Below are 21,128 nucleotides of genomic sequence, written 5' to 3' on the forward strand. Positions count from 1 at the left end.
GAGGCATGCCCGTTCCCTCGCCCTACGCCGCACGCCTGGATCGCGTCCCCGTGCAGCGCTTCGAGGCCGAGGTGCTCGGCGGGCGCACCGCGTACTGGGCCTACGGCCCGGAGGACGCCGACACCACCGTCCTCGCCGTGCACGGCTTCCGCGGAGAGCACCACGGACTGGAGCCGGTGGTCGCGCATCTCCCGGGCGTCCGCGTGATCATGCCGGACCTGCCGGGATTCGGCGAGACCGCCCCGCTGCCCGGGCGCGTGCACGACATCGAGGCGTACGCTGCCTGGCTCACGGACTTCGCCGCGGCGGTCGCACCCGGGGCCGTCATCCTGGGGCACTCGTTCGGATCCATCGTCGCCTCGGCCGCCGTCGCGCGCGGGCTGCAGACGCCGCGGCTGATCCTGGTGAACCCGATCGGCGCGCCCGCGCTGGAGGGGCCGAAGGCGGTGCTCACCCGCCTGGCGATCCTGTACTACGCCCTGGGTGCGCGGCTGCCGGAGCGGGTCGGCACCGGACTCCTGCGAAACCGCATCATCGTGCGGGCCATGAGCATCGCGATGGCGAAGACCACCGATCCCGCGCTGCGCCGGTTCGTGCACGATCAGCACGACACGTACTTCTCACGGTTCGCCGACCGCGAGGTCCTCAGCCAGGCGTTCCGCACCAGCGTGTCGCACGACGTGCGCGAGTTCGCGCCCCGCATCGCGGTGCCGACCCTGCTCATCGCCGCGCAGCGCGACGACATCACCCCGATCGAGGCCGAGCGCCGGCTGGTCGTGCTGTTCCCGGACGCCGAGCTCGTCGAGATCGCCCACGTCGGGCACCTGATCCACTACGAGACGCCGGCCGAGGCGGCGGGAGCGATCAGGCGGTTCCTCCGGCCTCTCGCCGTGCCAGCCCCATGAGACCGCCCACGCGGAACGGGATCACCTCGCCCATCGCGAGCGATGTCTCGGTCCGCTCGACCCCGTCGATCGACAGGATTCTGGCGTCCGTGTCGAACAGGTGACGCGCGTCGCGGCAGGCGACCAGGGCGAGCAGGTCGATGGATCCGCTGAGCCCGTGCGCCTGCACGACCTCCGGCACCCGGGCGAGCTCCGCGATGATCCGGGGCAGCTCGGTCTGCCGCAGCCCGATGCTGATGAACGCCTGCAGCGGGTAGCCCAGCACGGCCGTTGAGAAGGCGCGCTCATACGGCAGGAAGACGCCGGTCTGCTCCAAGCGCGCCATGCGCGCCTGGATCGTGTTGCGGGAGAGGCGGAGCTTCTCCGCCATCGCGACCACCGTGGTGCGGGGGTCGGCCGAGAGCATCTCGAGGATGTCGAGATCGGTGCGATCGAGGGTTGCCATGTTGCCAAAGGGTAGCAGGGGAGACGAGGCGATAATTGCGCAACATGCTCAGGGCATGCCGGAATGCTTGAGCGACGTGTCAAGCGGACGTACGCTCAAGGCACAGCGAAGACGCATCGGTTCCGCTTCACGAGGGCGGATCCACTGAGGAGGACGAAGATGTCTACCCACCTTGATCCCATCACGGTCACCGGCATCGGACTGGACGAGCCCGCGACCCTGATCGATGCGGGCGGTCGTCGCCACGCCGACGCGCGCCTGGCGCCCTTCGCCGCGGATGTCAGCTCCGAGCAGCTCCTGGCCCTGCTGCGCGACATGGTGGTGCTGCGCCGCATCGATGCCGAGGGCGTGGCCCTGCAGCGTCAGGGCCAGCTCGGCCTGTGGGCGCCCTGCCAGGGTCAGGAAGCCGCGCAGATCGGATCGGCGCGCGCGCTGAAGGACGACGACGTCGTGTTCCCCAGCTATCGCGAGACCGGCGTGATGCTGGTGCGCGGCGCGCAGCCCGGCGACTACGTGCGGATGTGGCGCGGGGAGGAGGGCGCCGCCTACGACCCCGCCGTGATGCACATGGCTCCGCTGCAGATCATCATCGGCGCGCAGACCCTGCACGCCGTCGGCTACGCCCTGGGCATCCTGCACGACGGTTCGGACCAGGTCGCCGTGACGTACTTCGGCGACGGCGCAACGAGCCAGGGCGACGTGAACGAGGCCATGGTGTTCGCCTCCTCCTACCGCGCACCGGTGGTCTTCATCTGCCAGAACAACCACTGGGCGATCTCCGAGCCGGTCGCCGTGCAGTCGCAGTACCCGATCGCCGGGCGTGCGCCGGGCTTCGGCATCCCCAGCATGCGCGTGGACGGCAACGACGTGCTCGCCGTGTTCGCGGCGACGCGCTGGGCGCTCGAGCAGGCGCGGGGCGGCTCCCCGGCGTTCCTCGAGCTCGTCACCTACCGGATGGGCCCGCACACCACGGCCGACGACCCGACCCGCTACCGCGACCCGGCCGAGCTCGAGTACTGGCGCGGCAAGGACCCGCTCACGCGGCTGGAGACGCTGCTGCGCAACGAGGGTGTGCTCACCGACGAACTCGCCGCCGGTTTCGCCGCCGAGGCGGAAGAGGCCGCCATGCGGATGCGCAGCGCGTGCCTGAGCATGACCACCCGCGAGCCGCTCGCGGTGTTCGACGGCGTGTACGCCGAGCCGCACACCGGACTCGCGGAGGAGCGCGCCGACTACGCGCGCTACCTCGCGACCCTCGCGGAGGCGTGACATGGTGCAGATGACGATGGGCAAGGCGCTCGGCGCCGCCCTGAAGCAGTCGCTGGCGGACGACCCGAAGGTGGTGCTGCTCGGCGAGGACATCGGCAAGCTCGGGGGAGTGTTCCGCATCACCGACGGCCTGCTGGACGAGTTCGGCGCCGAGCGGATCATCGATACGCCGCTCGCGGAGTCCGGCATCGTCGGCACCGCCGTCGGGCTCGCGATGCGCGGGTACCGGCCGGTGGTGGAGATCCAGTTCGACGGCTTCGTGTATCCCGCCTTCGACCAGATCGTCTCCCAGGTAGCCAAGCTGCACTACCGCACGCAGGGCACGGTGCCGATGCCGATCACCATCCGCATCCCCTGGGGCGGTGGCATCGGGGCAGCCGAGCACCACTCGGAGTCGCCCGAGGCGTACTTCGTGCACACGGCCGGCCTCCGCGTCGTCGCGGTGTCCAACCCGCAGGACGCGTACACCTGCCTGCGGCAGGCCATCGCGAGCGACGATCCCGTGATCTTCTTCGAGCCCAAGCGCCTCTACCACGCCAAGGGCGAAGTCGATCTGGACACCCCGCTCGCCGATGCGGCGCCCATGGGCCTCGCCCGTGTCGTGCGGGAGGGCGGCGACGTCACGATCGTCACGTACGGCGCGATGGTGCGCACCGCGCTCGACGCCGCGGAGGCCGCCGAGGCCGAGGGCCGCTCGCTCGAGGTCATCGATCTGCGATCGCTCTCCCCGGTCGACTACGGAACCGTGTGCGCCTCGGTGCGGCGCACGGGGCGCGTCGTGGTCGTGCACGAGGCCGCACGCGAGGCCGGCGTGGCCGCCGAGGTGATCGCGAGCATCACCGAGAAGTGCTTCACCTGGCTGGAGGCGGCGCCTCTCCGGGTCACCGGTCACGACATCCCATACCCGCCGGCCAAGCTCGAGAAGTTCCACCTGCCCGACCTGGACCGGATCCTGGATGCGGTCGACCGGGTGTGCGATGACGAGCCGCTGCTGGAGGGGGCGGACCGATGAAGCAGGAATTCCTCCTCCCGGACCTCGGCGAGGGTCTCACCGAGGCAGAGATCGTGCAGTGGCTGGTCGCCGAGGGCGATACCGTCACCCTGAACCAGACCCTCGCAGAGGTCGAGACCGCCAAGGCGGTCGTCGAGCTGCCCTCGCCGCACGCCGGCGTGATCACGGCGCTGCACGCCGCCGCCGGCGACGTGGTTCCGGTCGGTGCCCCCCTGGTGGGTTTCGAGATCGAAGGCGCGGAGCCGACACCCGCGCCGGCGGCCCCCGCACAGGCCGTCGAAGAGGGATCCGGTCCGAACCTCGTCGGCTACGGTGCCGCGCCCTCCGCCGGCCGTCCCCAGCGCAGGGCCCGTCGCGCTGCCGCGGGAACCGCGACCGCCGTGGCCACCGACGCCGAGGTGCGTGTCGCGGCGCCGCATGACGCGATCGAGGTGCACCCCGCTCCGCCGGTGCGCGGGGAGCGGCCGCGCTCCACGCCCCCGGTGCGCGCCTACGCGAAGGGGCTCGGCGTGGATCTCGCGCTCGTCGCGGCCGAGCTCGGCGACCGCGTGATCACGCGGGCCGACGTGGATGCGTACCGGGAACGGGTCGCCCAGCGCGCCGCCGGGACGACCTCCGAGCCCGATGCCGGCGCATCCGCTCCCCCGTCGCCGGCCCGCGTCCGTCCGGCGACGGGGGAGCGCGCCACCACGCGCATCCCGATCCGCGGCGTCCGCAAGCACACCGCGGAGGCCATGGTCCAGAGCGCCTTCACGGCGCCGCACGTGACCACGTTCCACACCGTCGACGTGACGGCGACGAGCGAGCTCATCGCGTCGCTGCGCAAGACCGCCGCGCCGGATGCCCCGCGCATCGGGGTGCTGACGATCGTCGCGAAGGCGGTGTGCCTGGCGCTCGGACGCTTCCCTGGTCTGAACTCCCGCTGGGACGGCGAGGCGGGCGAGATCGTGCAGCAGCACTTCGTCGACCTCGGCATCGCCGCGGCCACGGACCGCGGGCTCATCGTGCCGATCATCCGCGACGCCGAGCGCATGGCGCTGGGCGAGCTCGCCGCGGCGATCGCGGAGCTGACCCGCACCGCGCGCAGCGGGAAGACCGCGCCCGCCGACCTCGTGGGCGGCACGTTCTCGCTCACCAACATCGGAGTCTTCGGCATCGATGCCGGCACGCCGATCCTGCCGCCGGGGCAGACCGGCATCCTCGCCCTCGGCGCGGTGCGGCGCATGCCCTGGGAGCACGACGGCGGGATCGCGCTGCGCGACGTCATGACGCTCAGCCTCTCGTTCGACCACCGCATCGTGGACGGTGCCGAAGGCGCCCAGTTCCTGAAGGCCGTCGCCGACGTCCTGCAGGAGCCCGGCCGGGCGATGCTGCTCGGCTGATCGACGCGATCAGCCCTCTCGGGAGCGGCGGTCCAGACCCAGTACGCGCCGGGTCAGCCGCCGCTCCCGCACGATGAAGGCCGTGCCGAGCAGCCACAGCGGCGCCTGCGTGAGGAACGCCCAGCGGAACGCGTCGAGCGAATACGTCGCCGGCGTGCCGGCGCCCTGCAGGTCGAGGGCGAGTCCGATCAGGAAGATCGCGATGAGCGCGGCCAGGAAGCCGCCGCCGTTGACCACGCCGGTCGCCGTGCTGAGCCGGTGCTGCGGGTTGTGCGTCCGGGCGTGGTCGAACGCGACCATGGAGGCCGGTCCGCCGGATGCGAGCGCGATGGCGAGGACGATCAGCAGCCAGAGCGGCGCGGGACCCGGCCACAGCACCACGGCGAGCCAGGCGACGACCTGCACGGCGATCGTCGGCAGCACGAGCATGAGGGAGCGGCTGGTGGGGTGTCGCGCCGAGAGGGTTCCCAGCACCGGGCCGAACAGGATCCCGAACAGCACGTAGACCGTCGTCACGAGTGCTGCGGTGCCGGTGGACAGGCCCTCCCCGCTGGTGAGGAACGGGATGCCCCAGAGCATCATGAAGGCCGTGCCGGCGAAGGGCGTGGTGAAGTGCGTCCAGAAGCCGAGGCGGGTGCCGGGGTGCGCAAGCGCTTCGCGCAGCGAGACCCGCAGGTCCACCTGCGAGGTCACGACCCGGATCGCACCGGTGTCCGTGTTCACCGACACATCCTCGGTGAGCTCGGGCGGCCGGTTGCGGATCAGCGCGAACACGAGCACCGTGAACAGCACGCCGAGCCCCGCCAGGCTCCCGAACGCGACCGACCACGTGGTCGAATGCAGGAGCAGCGGCAGCGGGATCAGCGCCACCAGCTGGCCGAGCTGACCCACGATGCCCGTCAGCTGTGCCATCAGGGGCCCCCGCTGGGCGGGGAACCAGATCGCGACCAGGCGCAGCACGCCGGGGAAGATCGCGGCGTCACCGGCGCCGAGGATCATGCGCGCCACGATCGCGACGCCGACGTTGGGAGCGAACGCCATGACGAGCTGGCCGATCGCCATCAGCAGCATCCCCGCGACCATGATCGGACGGGATCCGAACCGATCCAGCAGCAGGCCGACCGGGATCTGCATGAGCCCGTACACGGCGAGCTGGAGCACCGCGAACAGCGAGAGCGTGGACGCATCGGCCTGGAACAGATGCGCCGCATCCACGCCGACGGCGGACAGCGAGGTGCGGTTCGTGATCGACAGCACGTAGGCCGCGACCCCCACCGTCCAGATGAGCCACATCCGCCAGGTCGGTGCAGGGGCGGGATTCACGGCTCTCCTCGGGGTCGGCGGCTCTTTCGATCCTACGCCCGACCCCGAGCCGCGCCGGGACCGCACCGGGCCGCGCCGGGACGGCACCGGTCCAGCGCAGCGCGCGGCACGCTCACACCGCGGCCGCGTCGAGCAGCCGGAGCCCGCCGCCGTCCATGGCGAAGCGGTGCACGGAGCCGTTCCCCAGGCGCTCGCCCGGTGCGGGAAGGGTGCCGCCGGACACGTGCTCGAGCAGCGCGCGGATGACGCCCCCGTGGGTGCAGATCAGCACCGACTCGACGCGGGGCGCGGAGCGGCGCCGGGCGGCGAGCGCGATCCGGTCGAGCGAGGCCAGAGCGCGAGCGGTGAGCGCCTCGACGGTCTCCGCGCCCGGCACGTCCTCGCGGCGCGCGCGGAATCGCTCCACGTACTGGTCCCAGAGCATCCCCTCGGCGTCGCCGAACTCGTGCTCGCGCATGCCGACCGTGATCAGCGGCGCCGGGAGTCCGAGCTCGGAGGCGATGATCTCCGCGGTCTCGCGGGCGCGGCTGAGGGGGCTCGCGTAGACGTGGTCGAAGGGCGTGCCGGCGAGGCGCCGCGCGGCGTCGCGTGCCTGCGCGCGTCCGGTGTCGTTGAGGGGGATGTCGGTGGATCCTTGGATCCGGCCCTCCAGGTTCCAGTCGGTCTGACCGTGGCGGACGAGGGTGATGAGGGTCACGACAGCAGCTCCTGAAGGGCGGGGAGGACGACGCTGGTGGAGGCCGCGATGGTCGCGGAGGCCCAGGCGTCGGCGCGGGTCGGTTCGAGATTGACGATGACGATGGGGAGGCCCCGTCGGCGCGCCCGGTCGATGATCCGGATCCCGGAGTTCACCACGAGCGACGACCCGGCGACGACGAGCGCATCGCCGGAGCGCAGCAGGGCCTCGGCGGTGGCGAACCGGTCGGCGGGGATGAACTCGCCGAAGAAGACCACGTCCGGCTTGAGCGGGCCCTGGCACACCGTGCAGATCGGGAGGAGGAACCCGGCCGTGCTCTCCGGCCGGACATCGCCGTCCGGGGCGAGCAGCACCTCGTCCGGCACGTCGAGCCAGGGGTTGCGCTCCTCGATCTGCGCGGCCACGGCGTCGCGCGAGAACGCCTGGCCGCACCGCAGGCACAGCACGGTGCGCATCGTGCCGTGCAGTTCGACCACGCGCGCGGACCCGGCTGCGAGATGCAGCCCGTCGACGTTCTGCGTGATCACCCCGACCGCTCGTCCGGCGGACTCGAGCCCGGCGATCGCGCGGTGCCCCGGGTTCGGATCGGCGGTGCCGAAGGAACGCCAGCCGAGGTGACCGCCCAGCCAGTAGCGGCGCTGCGCGTCCTCGGATCCGAGGAACGTCTGCACGGTCATCGGGGTGCGCCGCGGTGCGGATCCCGCGCCGCGGTAGGCGGGGATGCCCGAGTCCGTGGAGAGACCGGCGCCGGTGAGCAAGGCGATGCGGCGGTCGGCCAGCAGTTCGGCGACCGGCTCGAGCTGCGCGTGCAACGACGGCATGCTGCTGTTCACGGAACCTCCCCGCTCGAGTCTACGGGCGCCTGCCGCCGGGCGGCGGGCCGCGCGTCGCGGGCGAGCGGCGCACGCGCGTCGACCGACCTGGGAGAGTGGATCCGTGCACGAGATCCGCATCGACGACCCCGCCGATCCTCGCCTCGACGACTTCCGGGGCCTGACCGACACCGCGCTGCGTGCGCGCCGGGACGTCGAGGGCGGCCTGTACATCGCCGAGTCGCTCAAGGTGATCGAGCGCGCGGTGCGGGCGGGGCACCGGCCGCGGTCGATCCTGACTCAGGAGCGCTGGCTCCCCGGGATCCGCGACCTCGCCCTCGCCGATGCGGTGCCGGTGTACGTCTGCCCGGATGGCGTGGTCGAGGCGGTGGCGGGCTTCCCCGTGCACCGCGGCGCCCTGGCCGCCATGCACCGGCCGCCGCTCCCGGAGCCGCCCGCGATCCTGCGGGGAGCGCGCACGGTTCTCGTGCTGGAGGACCTCATCGAGCATGCGAACGTCGGGTCCGCCTTCCGGGCGGCCGCCGCCCTCGGCGCTGACGCGGTGCTCGTCTCGGCGCGCTGCGCGGATCCGCTGTACCGCCGCAGCGTCAAGGTCAGCACCGGATCCGTGTTCCAGGTGCCCTGGACGCGGTTCCGCGACTGGGAGGAGCTCGTCCCTCTGCTGCGTGCGGAGGGGATCGGGCTCGCCGCCCTGGCGCTGCGCGACGATGCGGTGCCGCTGGAGGAGTATGCGGCCACCCGTCCGGAGCGCGTGGCGCTCGCGTTCGGATCCGAGGGGCCCGGTCTCACCGCGGACGCCCTGGCCGCGGCCGACACGGTCGTGACGATCCCCATGGCCGGCGGCGTGGACTCGCTCAACGTCGCCTCCACGGCGGCTGTCGCCCTATGGGCCCTGGCGCATCCGCCCGCCCGGCGCCGCCGCTGAGGCGTTCCGCGGGCGGTCCGGTCAGTCCTCGCGCGGCAGCAGCACGGGCATCGGCTCGGGGCGCTTCGCTTCGACATCGTCACCGGAGGATTGGTGGCGGAGGCGCCGCAGCACCCACGGCACCAGGTGCGTGCGGGCCCACACGAGGTCCTCGCTGCGGGCCTCGCGCCAGGTGCGCTCCGGGAGCGGCTCCGCCTCCATGGCCTGCAGATCGTTCGGCACGTTCAGTGCACGCAGCACGAGACGCGCCACCTCCTGGTGCCCGAGCGGATTCATGTGCAGCCGGTCATCGGCGAAGAACCGCGGATCCTGGATCGTCTTCAGCCCCCACTGGTCGGCGACGATGCAGTCGTGCCGCTCGGCGATGGCGCGCACGTTCTCGTTGTAGATCGCGACCTTGCCGCGGAACGGGCGGAACACCGGGGTGAAGTTCGTGTCGATGCCCGTGATCAGCACGATCGCGGCGCCGGTGCGGTCCAAGCGGGTCACCATGTCGTCCAGCTGGACGGCGATCGCATCCGGGTCGGTGCCGGGGCGGATCACGTCGTTGCCGCCGGCGCACAGGGTGATCAGGTCGGGGTTCAGCGCGATCGCCGGGGCGATCTGCTCGTCGGCGATCTGCGCGATGAGCTTGCCGCGCACGGCCAGGTTGGCGTATGCGAAATCCTCGCTCTGCGCGCCGAGCACCTCGGCGACGCGATCGGCCCAGCCGCGGTGCCCCCCCGGCGCGCTCGGCTCGGGGTCGCCGATGCCCTCGGTGAACGAGTCGCCCAGCGCGACGTAGCGATGCCACGGATGCGGGGTGTCGTTGGGGACGTACGGGGTGCGCGGCTCGTGACCGGACATGATCCTCCTCCTGCGTGCCGCGCGGTCGGCGCGGCGCCGGATCCGAGACTACCCGCGCGGGACGCCGTGCGGCCTGTCGGAGGAGCCCCGCGGCGTGGTCGGGGATGTCGGCGGGCTCGTCTATCGTGGAATCCCATGCTCTCCCCGTCCTTTCCCCAGCGCGCACCCTGGGGAACCGCAGATCGGCTGAGGGCCTGGCAGCGCGAGGCGCTCGAGGAGTACTTCCGGATCCCGGATCGCCGGGACTTCCTGGTCGCCGCGACGCCCGGCGCCGGCAAGACGACGTTCGCGCTCACTCTCGCGGTGGAGCTGCTGCGCACGAACGAGGTCGATCGCGTGATCGTGGTCGCCCCGACGGAGCACCTCAAGACGCAGTGGGCCGACGCCGCCGCGCGCGTGCACATCCGGCTCGATCCGCGGTTCCGCAACAGTCACTGGGCGCCGTCGCGCCAGTACCACGGCGTCGTGGTGACGTACGCCCAGGTGGCCGCGAAGTCGTCCGTGCACCGGCACCTCACCGAGGGCGCGCGCACGCTCGTGATCCTGGACGAGGTGCACCACGGCGGCGACGCGCTGAGCTGGGGCGACGCGATCCGCGACGCCTACACCCCGGCGCGCCGGCGACTGCTCCTCAGCGGCACGCCGTTCCGCAGCGACACCGCGCCGATCCCGTTCGTGGAGTACCTGCCCGATGAGTCGGGGGCGCGGGTCTCCAGCACCGACTACGCGTACGGCTACGGCCGTGCGCTCCAGGACGGCGTGGTGCGGCCCGTGCTGTTCCACATGTACGCGGGGAAGATGCGGTGGCGCACGAGCGCCGGCGACGAGCTCGAGGCGCACCTCGGCCAGGACAACACGAAGGATGTGACCTCTCAGGCGTGGCGCACCGCGCTGGATCCCGAGGGGGAGTGGATGCCGGCCGTGCTCTCGGCCGCGGACCGGCGGCTCACGGAGATCCGCCATCACGTGACCGATGCGGGCGGGCTCGTGCTCGCCACGGATCAGACGGTGGCGCGCGCATACGCCAAGATCCTGCACTCGCTGACGGGGCAGCGACCCACCGTGGTGCTGTCCGACGACGCCACCGCCTCCGAGCGCATCGAGAAGTTCAGCGCGTCGCAGGATCGCTGGATGGTCGCGGTGCGCATGGTGTCGGAAGGGGTCGACGTGCCGCGGCTGGCGGTGGGCGTGTACGCCACATCCTCGTCGACGCCGCTGTTCTTCGCGCAGGCGATCGGCCGCTTCGTGCGGGCTCGACGTCGCGGTGAGGCTGCGAGCGTGTTCCTCCCGAACGTGCCGGTGCTGATGAAGCTCGCGAACGAGCTGGAGAAGCAGCGCGATCACGCGCTCGACCGGCAGTCGAAGGACGACGACGGCCTCGAGGACTCGCTGCTGGAGAGCGCCAATCGCGAGGAGGAGGCCTCCGATGCCCTCACCCAGGAGTTCAGCTACCAGGCGATCTCCTCACTCGCGCATTTCGACCGGGTCGTGTTCGACGGCAAGGAGTTCGGCCAGCTCGCCGAACCCGGGACGCCCGAGGAGGAGGAGTTCATCGGGCTCCCAGGGCTCCTCGAGCCCGAGCACGTGCACGAGCTGCTCATGCAGCGTCAGTCCCGGCAGTCCCGGCTCCGGGAGGCGCGTGAGGCGCAGTCGCCCGCGGCCACCACGACCCTTCCGGAGCCCCTGCACCGCACGCTCCGCGAGCAGCGGCAGCTCCTGAACAGCCTCGTCGGTCTGTACGCGCGGCAGACCGGGGAGCCGCACGGCGCGGTGCACGCCGAGCTGCGGCGCCTGTGCGGCGGTCCCGCGGTGGCGCAGGCCACGGTCTCCCAGCTGCAGTCCCGGATCGACGTCCTGCGGCGGCGCGTCCGTTCCTGAGCCGGGACGGTCCGCGACGAGCGCCCTCGAGCCTGTCGAAGGGACGCGCCCGGGAGCTGCCGGTTCGGATCCCCGAAATGCTGTCAATCCTCGTCTCCGTGCGGGTCGGCGGACAGCGGGTGGGTAGCGTGGAACGGCCACCCCGATCGCGAAGGACGTCGATGAACACCCCCGCCCCCGTGCCCGCTGCGCCCACGGCAGCCGACCGCCGGCGCTGGTCGCGCTACCTCGTCGAGGAGCGCGCGGAGGCCCACGTGTATCAGCAGCTCGCCGCGCGGCGCGAGGGCGAGGAGCGGGAGATCCTGCTCGAGCTCGCCGCCGCGGAGGGCCGCCACGAGGCGCACTGGCTGGAGCTCCTCGGCGGGGAGCCGGCGCGGCTGCCGCGGCCCGGCCTGCGCACCAGGTTGCTCGGCTGGATGGCGGGACGCTTCGGCTCCATCTTCGTGCTGGCGCTCGCCCAGACCGCCGAGGCCCGCTCGCCGTACGACTCCGAGGAGTACGCCACGCCCGCGATGCGCGCCGACGAGAAGGTGCACTTCGAGGTGGTGCGGGGCCTTGCCGCGCGTGGACGCCGGCAGCTGTCCGGATCCTTCCGCGCCGCCGTCTTCGGCGCGAACGACGGGCTCGTGAGCAACCTCGCGCTCGTACTGGGCATCGGCGCCACGGGCGCGGGCAGCGGGTTCGTGCTCTTCAGCGGCCTCGCCGGGCTGCTCGCGGGGGCGCTCTCGATGGGCGCGGGCGAGTTCGTGTCGGTGCGTTCGCAGCGCGAGCTGCTGGAGGCCACCCAGGAGAACGGGCACGGCGCCGCCACGGCGAGCGACCTGGATCTGGACGAGAACGAGCTCGCGCTCGTCTACCGCGCACGCGGCATGGATCCCGAGGAGTCGCTGGAGCGCGCGCGCCGCGTCGTCAGCGCCGCGAAGGCGGGACTCGCCCAGCGCGCCACCGGGCCGCTGCGGGTCGCGGCTGACGACGGCGACGAGCACGAGATCGTCGGCAACGCCTGGCCGGCCGCGATCTCGAGCTTCCTCCTGTTCGCCTCCGGCGCGATCGTGCCCGTGCTGCCGTGGATCTTCGGCCTCCAGGGCACCCCGGCGGTCATCGTGGCCCTCGTGCTCGTCGGCATCGCCCTGCTGAGCACGGGCGCCACGGTCGGCGTGCTCTCCGGCGGTCCGCCGCTGCGTCGCGGACTGCGCCAGCTCGCGATCGGCTTCGGCGCGGCGGCCGTCACCTACGGGCTGGGCCTCCTGTTCGGAGTCAGCGCCGGCTGATCGGGGAGGTCCTGTCGGCGCACGACGTCTCGTCGACGCATCGCGTCAGGACGGCGGAATACTGGGATCCCGGGTGCGGTGCCCATTTATTGATTCCGTCCAGATATCGATGTCGTGTCGAAGGAGATACCCACCGTGAAACTCCGTACGTCCCTACGTCTCGCCGTCGTCGCGAGCATCGCCCTCAGCGGCGCCTTGGCCGCGGTGCCGGCTCAGGCGAGCAGCCATGCAGGAGAACACGGCCGGCGCGTCTGCGCGACGGCGGCCGCGGATTCGGCGTCGTGCTTCGCCGAGGTCCTGGTCGACGCGCAGGACAATCCGGTCGACCCGTTCCGCGCCGGCGCTGGAGCAGGGGCGGCAGCGACGGTGAGCGGCAAGACCCCGGCGGACATCCAGTCGGCCTATGGACTCGCGGGGCTGTCCGGGCAGGGCCGCACCCTGGCCATCGTCGACGCGTACGGCTATCCGAACGCCGAGCGGGACCTCGCCGCCTATCGGTCCTACTTCCACCTGCCGGCGTGCAGCGTCGCCACAGGGTGTCTCACGATCGTCAACCAGAGCGGCGGCTCCAACCTGCCCGCCTTCAACCTCGGCTGGGCCGATGAGCAGGCCCTGGATCTGGACGCCGTCTCGGCCGCATGTCCGGATTGCAGGATCCTCCTGGTCCAGGCGTCCTCGAGCTCGATGGCGGATCTCGGCACGGCCGTGAACACCGCTGCCCGGCTCGGCGCCACGGCGATCTCGAACTCCTACGGATCCTCGGGCGACCTCGCCGACACGACCTATGGCGGGTACTACAGCCACCCGGGCATCGCGGTGACCGCGTCGACAGGGGACAACGGCTTCACCGGGCCGTCGTATCCGGCGAGCTCGCGGTACGTGACGGCGGTCGGAGGAACCTCGCTCAGCACGGCCGCGAACACCCGTGGGTGGTCGGAAGCCGGGTGGAGCGGCGCCGGCTCCGGATGCTCGACGCTGAACGTCGCACCCACGGGGCAGAATCCGGGCGCGACGGGATGTGCGCAGCGCGCCATGGCCGATGTCTCGGCGGTCGCGGACCCGAACACGGGTCTCGCCGTGTACGCGCCGACGTCGCGCAAGAACTCGAGCTGGGCGCAGTACGGCGGCACCTCGCTGTCGTCTCCGCTGATCGCGTCGGTGTTCGCGCTGGCAGGGGCGCCGTCGGGCTACTCCAACGACGTGCTCTACGCGGCGGCATCGTCGGCGTTCAACGACGTGACCTCCGGGAGCAACGGATCGTGCACCGTCACCGTGCTGTGCACCGCAGGTGCCGGCTGGGACGGTCCCACGGGCCTGGGCACGCCGAGGGGCACCGCCGGCTTCTGAGCCTGGCATCGCGTGACCCGTCGCTCTGGGGGGGTGAGGCCGGTTGTCAAGCCGCTGGCCTCACCCCCTTCTCCGTCCGCAGCCTGGAACAGAACACGGCGGAGCAGGACAGGAAGGCGGAGCGATGAGCGGAGTGGAAGACCGGAAGAGGGATCTGGATCCGGAGACGAGTCCCGATGCGGACCGGCCGGAGGAGCCGACCGTGTCGGAGCTGCGGGAACCGAGCACCGAGAAGGAGGTGGACGAGGAGCCGAAGGCGCCGGCGATCGCACGGGAAGCGGAACCGGAGCCGAGCCATCGCGCGCAGGGGATCGGCGTGATCGCCCCTGAGCAGCCCGACTCGGATGAAGCACCCATCTGAACGGCCGTTCACCGGAAACGAAGAAGACCCCAGATCTTTCGATCCGGGGTCTTCTTCGTTCTGTGCGCGAGGGGGGACTTGAACCCCCACGCCCTATGCGGGCACTAGCACCTCAAGCTAGCGCGTCTACCTATTCCGCCACCCGCGCTGGTGTTTTTCGGCTGTTTCCAACCGAGGAATGACACTATCACGTTCCGAGGGCCCCCTCGAACCAGGATGCACGTCGGGCGCGTCGGACGGGTTCGATAGCCTTGTCGCATGCCCCACCCGGATGCCGAACTTCCCGAGGTCGCGCGGATCGCCGCAGAGCTCATCCGTATCGACACCTCCAACTTCGGCGGCGGGGACGCGAAGGGCGAACGCGAGGCCGCGGAGTACGTCGGCGCTCACCTCGAATCCCTGGGACTGACGCCCGAGTACTACGAGCCGATCGCCCGCCGCACCAACGTGATGGCGCGTGTGCCAGGCCGCAACCGGGACAAGCCGGCGCTCGTCGTGCATGGGCACCTCGATGTCGTGCCCGCCATGGCCGGCGACTGGAGCGTCGACCCGTTCGCCGGCGTCGTGCGCGACGGCATGCTCTGGGGCCGCGGCGCCGTGGACATGAAGAACATGGACGCCATGATCCTCACTTCGGTCGCCGAGATCCTGAGGTCGGGGGAGCAACCCGAACGCGACCTCGTCCTGGCGTTCTTCGCCGACGAGGAGAACGGCGGTGTGGAAGGCTCGACCCTGGTCGTGCAGAACCGCCCGGAGTGGTTCGCCGGCGCCACCGAGGCCATCAGCGAGGTCGGAGGCTACTCCATCCCCGTGGGCGACCGTCGCGCGTATCTGCTCCAGGTGGGCGAGAAGGCGCTGATGTGGATCCGGCTGATCGCGAAGGGGCGCGCCGGGCACGGCAGCCGCTTCCATCCGGACAACGCGGTCACGAAGCTCGCCGCGGCCGTCACGGCGATCGGCCACTCGTCGTGGCCGATCCAGCTCACGGACACCACGCGCGAGTTCCTCGACCGCATGAGCGCGCTCACGGGCCTGCCCGTGGACGACCCCGACGCGCTGGCGGCCACCGCGGGCCCCGCCGAGGCGTTCCTGCGCTCGACGCTGCGCACCACGACGAACCCCACCGTGCTGCAGGCCGGGTACAAGCACAACGTCATTCCGGAGCGCGCCGAAGCGCTCATCGACGTGCGGGTGGTGCCCGGACAGGAGGAGGACGTGCTGGCGCAGCTGCGCGGCCTGGTCGGCGACGATATCGAGCTCGAGATGGTGGTGCAGGACATCGGGATGGAGACCCCCTTCGCCGGCGACCTCGTCGACGCGATGGTGGCGGCGCTCGGCCGGCACGACCCCGGCGTGCCGGTGATCCCGTATCTGCTGGGCGCGGGCACCGACAACAAGGCGCTCGCGTCCCTCGGCATCACCGGCTACGGCTTCGCGCCGCTCAAGTTGCCTGCGGACCTCGACTTCACCGGCATGTTCCACGGGGTCGACGAGCGCGTGCCCGTCGACTCGCTGGTGTTCGGGCAGCGCGTGCTGACCGACCTGCTGCGCACCTACTGAGCGCCGCGCCCGCACCCGCCCTCCGACTGACCGCGCGAGCCGCGCCCGACGCGAAAGCGAGCCATGCACCTTCTCGAAGCCATCTTCCTGGGCATCGTGCAGGGACTCACCGAGTTCCTGCCGATCTCCTCCAGCGCGCACCTGCGCATCGTCGGAGCCTTCCTCCCGAGCGCGCAGGATCCGGGCGCCGCGTTCACCGCGATCACGCAGATCGGCACGGAGGCCGCCGTCGTCGTGTTCTTCTGGCGCGACATCGTGCGCATCGTCAGCCGCTGGTGGTCGGCGCTGCTCGGCCGGATCCCGAGGAACGACCCGGACGCGCGGATGGGCTGGCTGATCATCATCGGAAGCATCCCGATCGTGGTGCTCGGGCTCGTCTTCAAGGATCAGATCGAGACGGTCTTCCGATCGCTGTGGCTCGTCGCGATCATGCTCATCGTGTTCGGCGTGCTGCTCGGCGTCGCCGACGCGATCGGCGCCCGCCGGCGGACCCTGAAGGACCTGACCGTGGGGCACGGCGTGGTGTACGGTCTCGCGCAGTCGCTTGCGCTGATCCCCGGCGTGTCGCGTTCGGGCGGAACGATCACGGCGGGTCTCCTGCTCGGGTACGAGCGCGAGGCCGCCGCCCGCTACGCCTTCCTGCTCGCGATCCCCGCGGTCTTCGGGTCCGGCGTCTACCAGGCCGTGAAGAGCATCGGCGAGCCGAGCGTGTTCTCGGCGGGGGAGACCCTCGCCGCGACCGGCATCGCGTTCGTCGTCGGGCTGGGCGTCATCGCCTTCTTCATGCGCTGGATCTCGCAGCGCAGCTTCCTGCCGTTCGTGATCTACCGGATCCTGCTCGGCGTCGTGCTCATCGTGCTGCTGGCGGTAGGCGTGATCAAGCCCTGACCCGCAACGCGTCACGCCAGGGGTCAGGACGATCCCGATGAGCGTCGGTCGTTCTGAAGCTGTGGGGAACTCTTCCCCTCTTCGAAGATATGTTCTAAACTGGGGTCATGGAGAAGCCCCTCGACCACTACCTCCGCCGCAGTGCGGAGATCGCGGACGAGTGCGCTGAACTGAGCCGTGAGATGTCTCGTATCCAGGCCAGGCAGGCCGCGCTCGCGTCTGAACGGGTGGCGCTGCTGCTGGAGGAGGTCCCGGCGGGGTCGGCCGGGTTCGATCAGGCCGAACGGTCCATGATCTGCGAGTTCTCGGTGGGGTTGCAGCTGTCGCGTTATGCGGCGGCGAAGCTGCTGGCCACCGGGCACACCCTGCACGAGCGGTTCCCGGCCACTCGTGCCGCGCTCGAGGCGGGTGACGTGGCCCTCGCCCATGTGGAGGTCATCATCGAGGCCGCGGCCGACATCCCGCACGACGATCAGGTGGCGCTGGCCGAGTACGAGGCGCAGGTGGTGCCGCTGGCCGCGACGGTATCCCGGGCCCGCACGAAGGCGTTCGCCGAGACGGTGGCCGCCGCGGTCGCGCCGGTCCCGGTGACGGAAACGCGCCGACGGGCGCAGGACGATCGTGTCGTGCGGGTGACGGACGACGGGACCGGTCAGGCGACCCTGCACGCCACGGGGCCCGCCGCGCTCATCCACGCCGCGTTCGATCTGCTCACGCAGGAAGGACGCGCGATCCTCGATGCGGCGAAGCAGCCCGGCGCGGTGGCGGACGGTCGGCGGCTGGACCAGGTGCGCTTCGACCGGTTCCTGTTGAAGCTCCTCACCGGACGGATCGCCGACGACGCCGACCTCCTCGACAACGTGCACGCCACGGTCCAGGTCACCGTCGCCGAATCCACCCTGGCCGGGGAGGACGAGCGGATGGCGGAGCTGGACGGGCGCGGGCCGATGGATCCGCACCTCGCACGACGCCTCGCCGCCGCCGCGCTGAGCTGGGAGAGGCTCGTGATCGACGCCGCCGGCAGGATCGTCCGCACCACCCCGTACCGTCCCCCGGAGAAGGTGAAGCGGTACCTCCGCGCTCGGGACCGCACCTGCCGGTTCCTGAACTGCCGGATGCCGGCCCGCCGCTGCCAGATCGACCACACCCACGACTACGCCCGCGGCGGCCCCACCGACCCGTGCAACCTCGCCTGCCTCTGCGAGACCCATCACGCGATGAAGCATCCGGACGTGGATCCGCGGTGGCGCTGGGACGCGGAGCAGAGACCCGGCGGAGTGATCATCTGGATCAGCCCCACCGGAACCGAATACGCCGACACCCCACCACCCCGCGTCATGTTCATCGACACCGACACGACAGCCGCATGACCCCGAGTCCGGGACGCGACCGAGACCGCTGCGTGAGGTGAGCCTCGCATCGGGCGGCACGCGACGGGTCGCCCGATGCTTCGTGCGGGCAGCGCTGCCACGGCGTGTGGCCGCGATCAGCCGCGAAACGGGAGCGCAGGCCGAGGCACGGCTCAGCGCTTGTGGTCGCCGGGCCCTTCGCCGTTGCGGCGGAAGAACCGCTCGAAGGCCTGCGCGATCGCCTCGCCCGAGGCGTCCGGCGAATCCCAGGTGTCGCGCTTGGCCTCCAGCTGCGCGATGTAGGCGGCCATCTCCTCGTCCTCCGCGGCGGCGGCGTCGATCGTCGCCTCCCACATCGCGGCCTCGGTGGCCAGGGTGCCGCGGGGAACGTCCACTCCCGTCACCTCGTGCAGGCGGTCCAGCAGGGCCAGGGTCGCCTTGGGCGACGCACCGCCGGTCTGCACGTAATGCGGCACGTTGGCCCAGAGCGAGAGTGCCGGGATCCCGGCCTGCTCCGCGGCGTGATCCAGCGCGGAGAGGATCCCGATGGGGCCTTCATAGGTGGACCGCTCGATCCCCAGGGCTTCGCGCACCTCGGCGTTCTCGCTCGAGGCGAAGATCGAGATCGGGCGCGTGTGCGGCACGTCCGAGAGCATCGCGCCGAGCGTGACGAAGCCGGTGATGTCCTCGCTCAGGGCGGCGTCGATGAACTCGGCGCTGAACGCCTGCCAGGCGCGTGCGGGCTCCGTGCCGGTCAGCAGCCAGAGCCGGGCCTCCGCGTCGTCCACGGCGCCCGCCGGGCGCTGCATGCGCGCCGACGGCCAGCGCAGGTGACGATTGCCGTCCTGGTCGCGCTCCACGGTCGGACGGGCCCACTGGTAGTCGAAGTACAGCTCGGGGTCCACCGTGTGCACGAGCTCGTAGCCGCCGTCGTCGATCTGCTCGGCGGCGCCGGACGCAGCCTCACCGGCGTCGTTCCAGCCGTCGAAGGCGGCGACGAGGATCCGGGATCCGAGTACCTGCACAGTGTTCCTTCCTGCGGCGGCCCGCGCCGCGTGTTCCGTCCAGGCTAGTCCTGCCACAGGGCGAGCGGCGGCACGCCGGTACGATGGGGGAGTGAATCAGCATCCTCGCGCGGTCCTCTGGGACATGGACGGAACCCTTGTCGACACCGAACCGTACTGGATGGACGCCGAGACCGATCTCGTCGAGTCGTTCGGCGGCACCTGGACCCACGAGCAGGCGCTGCAGCTGGTCGGCAACGGCCTGATCGACAGCGCGGTCATCCTGCAGGGCGCGGGAGTGCGGATGGGAGCGCAGGAGATCGTCGATGAGCTGACCGAGCGCGTCCGCGTGCGCCTGCAGCAGGACGGCGTGCCGTTCCGCCCCGGCGCGAAGGAGCTGCTGCGTGCACTTCGCTCGGAGGGCGTGCCCACCGCCCTGGTGACGATGTCGCTGCGCCGGATGGCCGAGGACATCGTCTCCCTGATCGGCTTCGAGGCCTTCGACGTGATCGTGGGCGGGGACGATGTCGAGCGCCCCAAGCCGTTCCCGGACCCGTACCTGCAGGCCGCCGACGCCCTCGGTGTGGATATCGCGCACGCCGTCGCGCTCGAGGATTCGCCGACGGGCCTGCAGGCCGCGCTGTCGGCGCGCGCCGTGACCATCGGCGTCCCGCACATCGTCGAGCTGGACGGATTGGGCGCCGACGTCCTCTGGGACACGCTCTCCGGGCGCGGAGTCGACGACCTCGCCGCCGAGTTCGCGCGCGTGCGCTACGCCCGGGCGGAGGCCGCGCTGTGACCGCGCAGCGGCCGAGCGGGCCGTTCCGCGAGGGCGACCGCGTACAGCTGACCGGCCCCAAGGGGCGCATGCACACCGTCACCCTGCGTGCGGACGGCGAGCTGCACACTCACCACGGCGTGCTGCGCCACCGCGACCTGATCGGACTGCCGGACGGATCCGTCGTCGCGAACAGCTCCGGCAACGAGTACCTGGCGCTGCGACCCCTGCTGCGCGACTTCGTGATGTCGATGCCGCGCGGGGCGGCCATCGTGTACCCGAAGGACGCGGCCCAGATCGTGACGCAGGCCGACATCTTCCCCGGTGCGACCGTGGTCGAGGCCGGTGTCGGCTCGGGGGCGCTGTCGCTCTCGCTGCTGCGGGCGATCGGGCCGACCGGGCGCCTGGTCTCCTTCGAACGCCGCGAGGACTTCGCGGAGGTGGCCACCGCCAACGTGGAGACCTTCCTCGGCGACCTGCCGGAGTCCTGGCGGGTCGTCGTGGGTGATCTCCAGGAGGCGCTGCCCGCCGAATTCGCAGCGGGCACTGTCGACCGCGTCGTGCTCGACATGCTGGCGCCGTGGGAGTGCATCGACGTCGTCGCCGACGCGCTCGCACCCGGGGGCGTCGTGCTCTGCTACGTGGCGACCGCCACCCAGCTCTCTCGCGTCGCCGAGTACGTGCGCGGCACCGCGCTGTTCACCGAGCCCGAGGCGTCGGAGACCATGGTGCGCGGCTGGCACGTGGAGGGCCTTGCCGTGCGGCCCGACCACCGCATGGTCGCGCACACCGGATTCCTCATCACCGCGCGCCGGCTCGCACCGGGCGCGATCCCGCCCGACGTGAAGCGCCGCGCGGCGAAGAAGGCCACCTACGGCGACGAGGATGTGGAGCTGTGGACCCCGGGGGCGGTCGGCGACCGGGAGATCACCGACAAGAACCTGCGCAAGCGCGTCCGGGAGGCACAGCGGGCCGCGGGAGGAGCGCGGCTCGCCGCGTCGCGCGACGCGGACGTCGAAGGGACCGAGCCCGGGGATCCGTCCGCATAGACTGGA

At 71.6% G+C, this 21,128-nt stretch carries 20 protein-coding genes and 1 tRNA gene; 14 read left to right on the plus strand and 7 right to left on the minus strand.

Annotated features, from left to right (window positions below; all coding sequences use genetic code 11):
- Nucleotides 1–5: 5 nt before the first annotated feature.
- Nucleotides 6–905, plus strand: a complete 900-nt coding sequence (locus tag ACYQ1L_RS09450; RefSeq protein WP_460003926.1) for an alpha/beta fold hydrolase — start codon at nucleotides 6–8, stop codon at nucleotides 903–905.
- Here ACYQ1L_RS09450 and ACYQ1L_RS09455 read toward each other — a convergent pair.
- On the minus strand, nucleotides 865–1,350 hold the full coding sequence (locus tag ACYQ1L_RS09455; RefSeq protein WP_460003927.1) for an Lrp/AsnC family transcriptional regulator: 486 nt from the start codon (nucleotides 1,348–1,350) through the stop codon (nucleotides 865–867). The two genes, ACYQ1L_RS09450 and ACYQ1L_RS09455, sit on opposite strands and share 41 nt — an antisense overlap.
- Before the next feature lie 159 nt (nucleotides 1,351–1,509).
- On the opposite strand from ACYQ1L_RS09455, the gene ACYQ1L_RS09460 reads away from it, so the two are divergent.
- The 3 genes from ACYQ1L_RS09460 to ACYQ1L_RS09470 are packed head-to-tail and all read left to right on the plus strand — an operon-like array spanning nucleotide 1,510 to nucleotide 5,013.
- Nucleotides 1,510–2,619, plus strand: a complete 1,110-nt coding sequence (locus tag ACYQ1L_RS09460; RefSeq protein ID WP_460003928.1) for a thiamine pyrophosphate-dependent enzyme — start codon at nucleotides 1,510–1,512, stop codon at nucleotides 2,617–2,619.
- Nucleotide 2,620: 1 nt separating this feature from the next.
- The gene (locus ACYQ1L_RS09465; protein WP_460003929.1) at nucleotides 2,621–3,631 is read left to right on the plus strand and encodes an alpha-ketoacid dehydrogenase subunit beta; all 1,011 of its coding nucleotides are present in this window, start codon (nucleotides 2,621–2,623) and stop codon (nucleotides 3,629–3,631) included.
- Complete coding sequence (locus tag ACYQ1L_RS09470) at nucleotides 3,628–5,013, plus strand: dihydrolipoamide acetyltransferase family protein (RefSeq protein WP_460003930.1); 1,386 nt, start codon at nucleotides 3,628–3,630, stop codon at nucleotides 5,011–5,013. The genes ACYQ1L_RS09465 and ACYQ1L_RS09470 overlap by 4 nt, the downstream gene beginning before the upstream one ends.
- A gap of 9 nt (nucleotides 5,014–5,022) precedes the next feature.
- On the opposite strand, the gene ACYQ1L_RS09475 is transcribed toward ACYQ1L_RS09470, so the two are convergent.
- From ACYQ1L_RS09475 to ACYQ1L_RS09485, 3 genes are all read right to left on the minus strand, one after another.
- Nucleotides 5,023–6,306, minus strand: coding sequence for an MFS transporter (locus ACYQ1L_RS09475; RefSeq protein WP_460005791.1), 1,284 nt, complete (start codon nucleotides 6,304–6,306; stop codon nucleotides 5,023–5,025).
- A gap of 142 nt (nucleotides 6,307–6,448) precedes the next feature.
- Nucleotides 6,449–7,033, minus strand: a complete 585-nt coding sequence (locus ACYQ1L_RS09480) for a histidine phosphatase family protein (RefSeq protein WP_460003931.1) — start codon at nucleotides 7,031–7,033, stop codon at nucleotides 6,449–6,451.
- Complete coding sequence (locus tag ACYQ1L_RS09485; protein WP_460005792.1) at nucleotides 7,030–7,854, minus strand: Sir2 family NAD-dependent protein deacetylase; 825 nt, start codon at nucleotides 7,852–7,854, stop codon at nucleotides 7,030–7,032. Before ACYQ1L_RS09485 ends, ACYQ1L_RS09480 begins: the two co-directional genes overlap by 4 nt.
- 115 nt (nucleotides 7,855–7,969) lie before the next feature.
- On the opposite strand from ACYQ1L_RS09485, the gene ACYQ1L_RS09490 reads away from it, so the two are divergent.
- A complete protein-coding gene (locus tag ACYQ1L_RS09490; RefSeq protein WP_460003932.1) occupies nucleotides 7,970–8,791 on the plus strand; it encodes a TrmH family RNA methyltransferase in 822 nt (273 codons plus the stop codon).
- A gap of 21 nt (nucleotides 8,792–8,812) precedes the next feature.
- Here ACYQ1L_RS09490 and ACYQ1L_RS09495 read toward each other — a convergent pair whose 3' ends face one another.
- Nucleotides 8,813–9,637, minus strand: coding sequence for an SGNH/GDSL hydrolase family protein (locus ACYQ1L_RS09495; RefSeq protein ID WP_460003933.1), 825 nt, complete (start codon nucleotides 9,635–9,637; stop codon nucleotides 8,813–8,815).
- A 135-nt stretch (nucleotides 9,638–9,772) separates the two neighbouring features.
- Here ACYQ1L_RS09495 and ACYQ1L_RS09500 point away from each other — a divergent pair, with 135 nt between their 5' ends.
- The 4 genes from ACYQ1L_RS09500 to ACYQ1L_RS09515 all read left to right on the plus strand — a co-directional run bounded on the left by ACYQ1L_RS09500 (nucleotide 9,773) and on the right by ACYQ1L_RS09515 (nucleotide 14,494).
- Nucleotides 9,773–11,515, plus strand: coding sequence for a DEAD/DEAH box helicase (locus ACYQ1L_RS09500; RefSeq protein WP_460003934.1), 1,743 nt, complete (start codon nucleotides 9,773–9,775; stop codon nucleotides 11,513–11,515).
- A gap of 161 nt (nucleotides 11,516–11,676) precedes the next feature.
- On the plus strand, nucleotides 11,677–12,786 hold the full coding sequence (locus ACYQ1L_RS09505; RefSeq protein ID WP_460003935.1) for a VIT1/CCC1 transporter family protein: 1,110 nt from the start codon (nucleotides 11,677–11,679) through the stop codon (nucleotides 12,784–12,786).
- 135 nt (nucleotides 12,787–12,921) lie between these two features.
- Complete coding sequence (locus ACYQ1L_RS09510) at nucleotides 12,922–14,133, plus strand: S53 family peptidase (RefSeq protein ID WP_460003936.1); 1,212 nt, start codon at nucleotides 12,922–12,924, stop codon at nucleotides 14,131–14,133.
- A gap of 124 nt (nucleotides 14,134–14,257) precedes the next feature.
- A complete protein-coding gene (locus ACYQ1L_RS09515) occupies nucleotides 14,258–14,494 on the plus strand; it encodes a hypothetical protein (RefSeq protein ID WP_460003937.1) in 237 nt (78 codons plus the stop codon).
- A gap of 63 nt (nucleotides 14,495–14,557) precedes the next feature.
- Here ACYQ1L_RS09515 and ACYQ1L_RS09520 read toward each other — a convergent pair.
- Nucleotides 14,558–14,642: transfer RNA gene (locus ACYQ1L_RS09520), tRNA-Leu, on the minus strand.
- Nucleotides 14,643–14,752: 110 nt separating this feature from the next.
- On the opposite strand from ACYQ1L_RS09520, the gene ACYQ1L_RS09525 reads away from it, so the two are divergent.
- The 3 genes from ACYQ1L_RS09525 (at nucleotide 14,753) to ACYQ1L_RS09535 (ending at nucleotide 18,312) form a co-directional block, all read left to right on the plus strand.
- On the plus strand, nucleotides 14,753–16,054 hold the full coding sequence (locus ACYQ1L_RS09525) for a M20/M25/M40 family metallo-hydrolase (protein ID WP_460003938.1): 1,302 nt from the start codon (nucleotides 14,753–14,755) through the stop codon (nucleotides 16,052–16,054).
- A gap of 63 nt (nucleotides 16,055–16,117) precedes the next feature.
- Complete coding sequence (locus ACYQ1L_RS09530) at nucleotides 16,118–16,942, plus strand: undecaprenyl-diphosphate phosphatase (RefSeq protein ID WP_460003939.1); 825 nt, start codon at nucleotides 16,118–16,120, stop codon at nucleotides 16,940–16,942.
- A 107-nt stretch (nucleotides 16,943–17,049) separates the two neighbouring features.
- Nucleotides 17,050–18,312: an HNH endonuclease gene (locus ACYQ1L_RS09535; protein ID WP_460003940.1), complete on the plus strand. Its 1,263-nt coding sequence runs from the start codon at nucleotides 17,050–17,052 to the stop codon at nucleotides 18,310–18,312.
- A 152-nt stretch (nucleotides 18,313–18,464) separates the two neighbouring features.
- Here the strand turns inward: ACYQ1L_RS09535 and ACYQ1L_RS09540 are convergent, their stop codons facing one another.
- Nucleotides 18,465–19,316 carry a PAC2 family protein gene (locus ACYQ1L_RS09540; protein WP_460003941.1) on the minus strand — a complete coding sequence of 284 codons (852 nt, stop codon included), beginning with the start codon at nucleotides 19,314–19,316 and terminating at the stop codon, nucleotides 18,465–18,467.
- A 91-nt stretch (nucleotides 19,317–19,407) separates the two neighbouring features.
- On the opposite strand from ACYQ1L_RS09540, the gene ACYQ1L_RS09545 reads away from it, so the two are divergent.
- Both ACYQ1L_RS09545 and ACYQ1L_RS09550 read left to right on the plus strand, forming a co-directional pair.
- Nucleotides 19,408–20,094, plus strand: coding sequence for an HAD family hydrolase (locus tag ACYQ1L_RS09545; RefSeq protein WP_460003942.1), 687 nt, complete (start codon nucleotides 19,408–19,410; stop codon nucleotides 20,092–20,094).
- Nucleotides 20,091–21,122, plus strand: coding sequence for a tRNA (adenine-N1)-methyltransferase (locus ACYQ1L_RS09550; protein WP_460003943.1), 1,032 nt, complete (start codon nucleotides 20,091–20,093; stop codon nucleotides 21,120–21,122). Before ACYQ1L_RS09545 ends, ACYQ1L_RS09550 begins: the two co-directional genes overlap by 4 nt.
- Nucleotides 21,123–21,128 lie beyond the last annotated feature (6 nt).

Source organism: Microbacterium xylanilyticum, assembly GCF_054654695.1.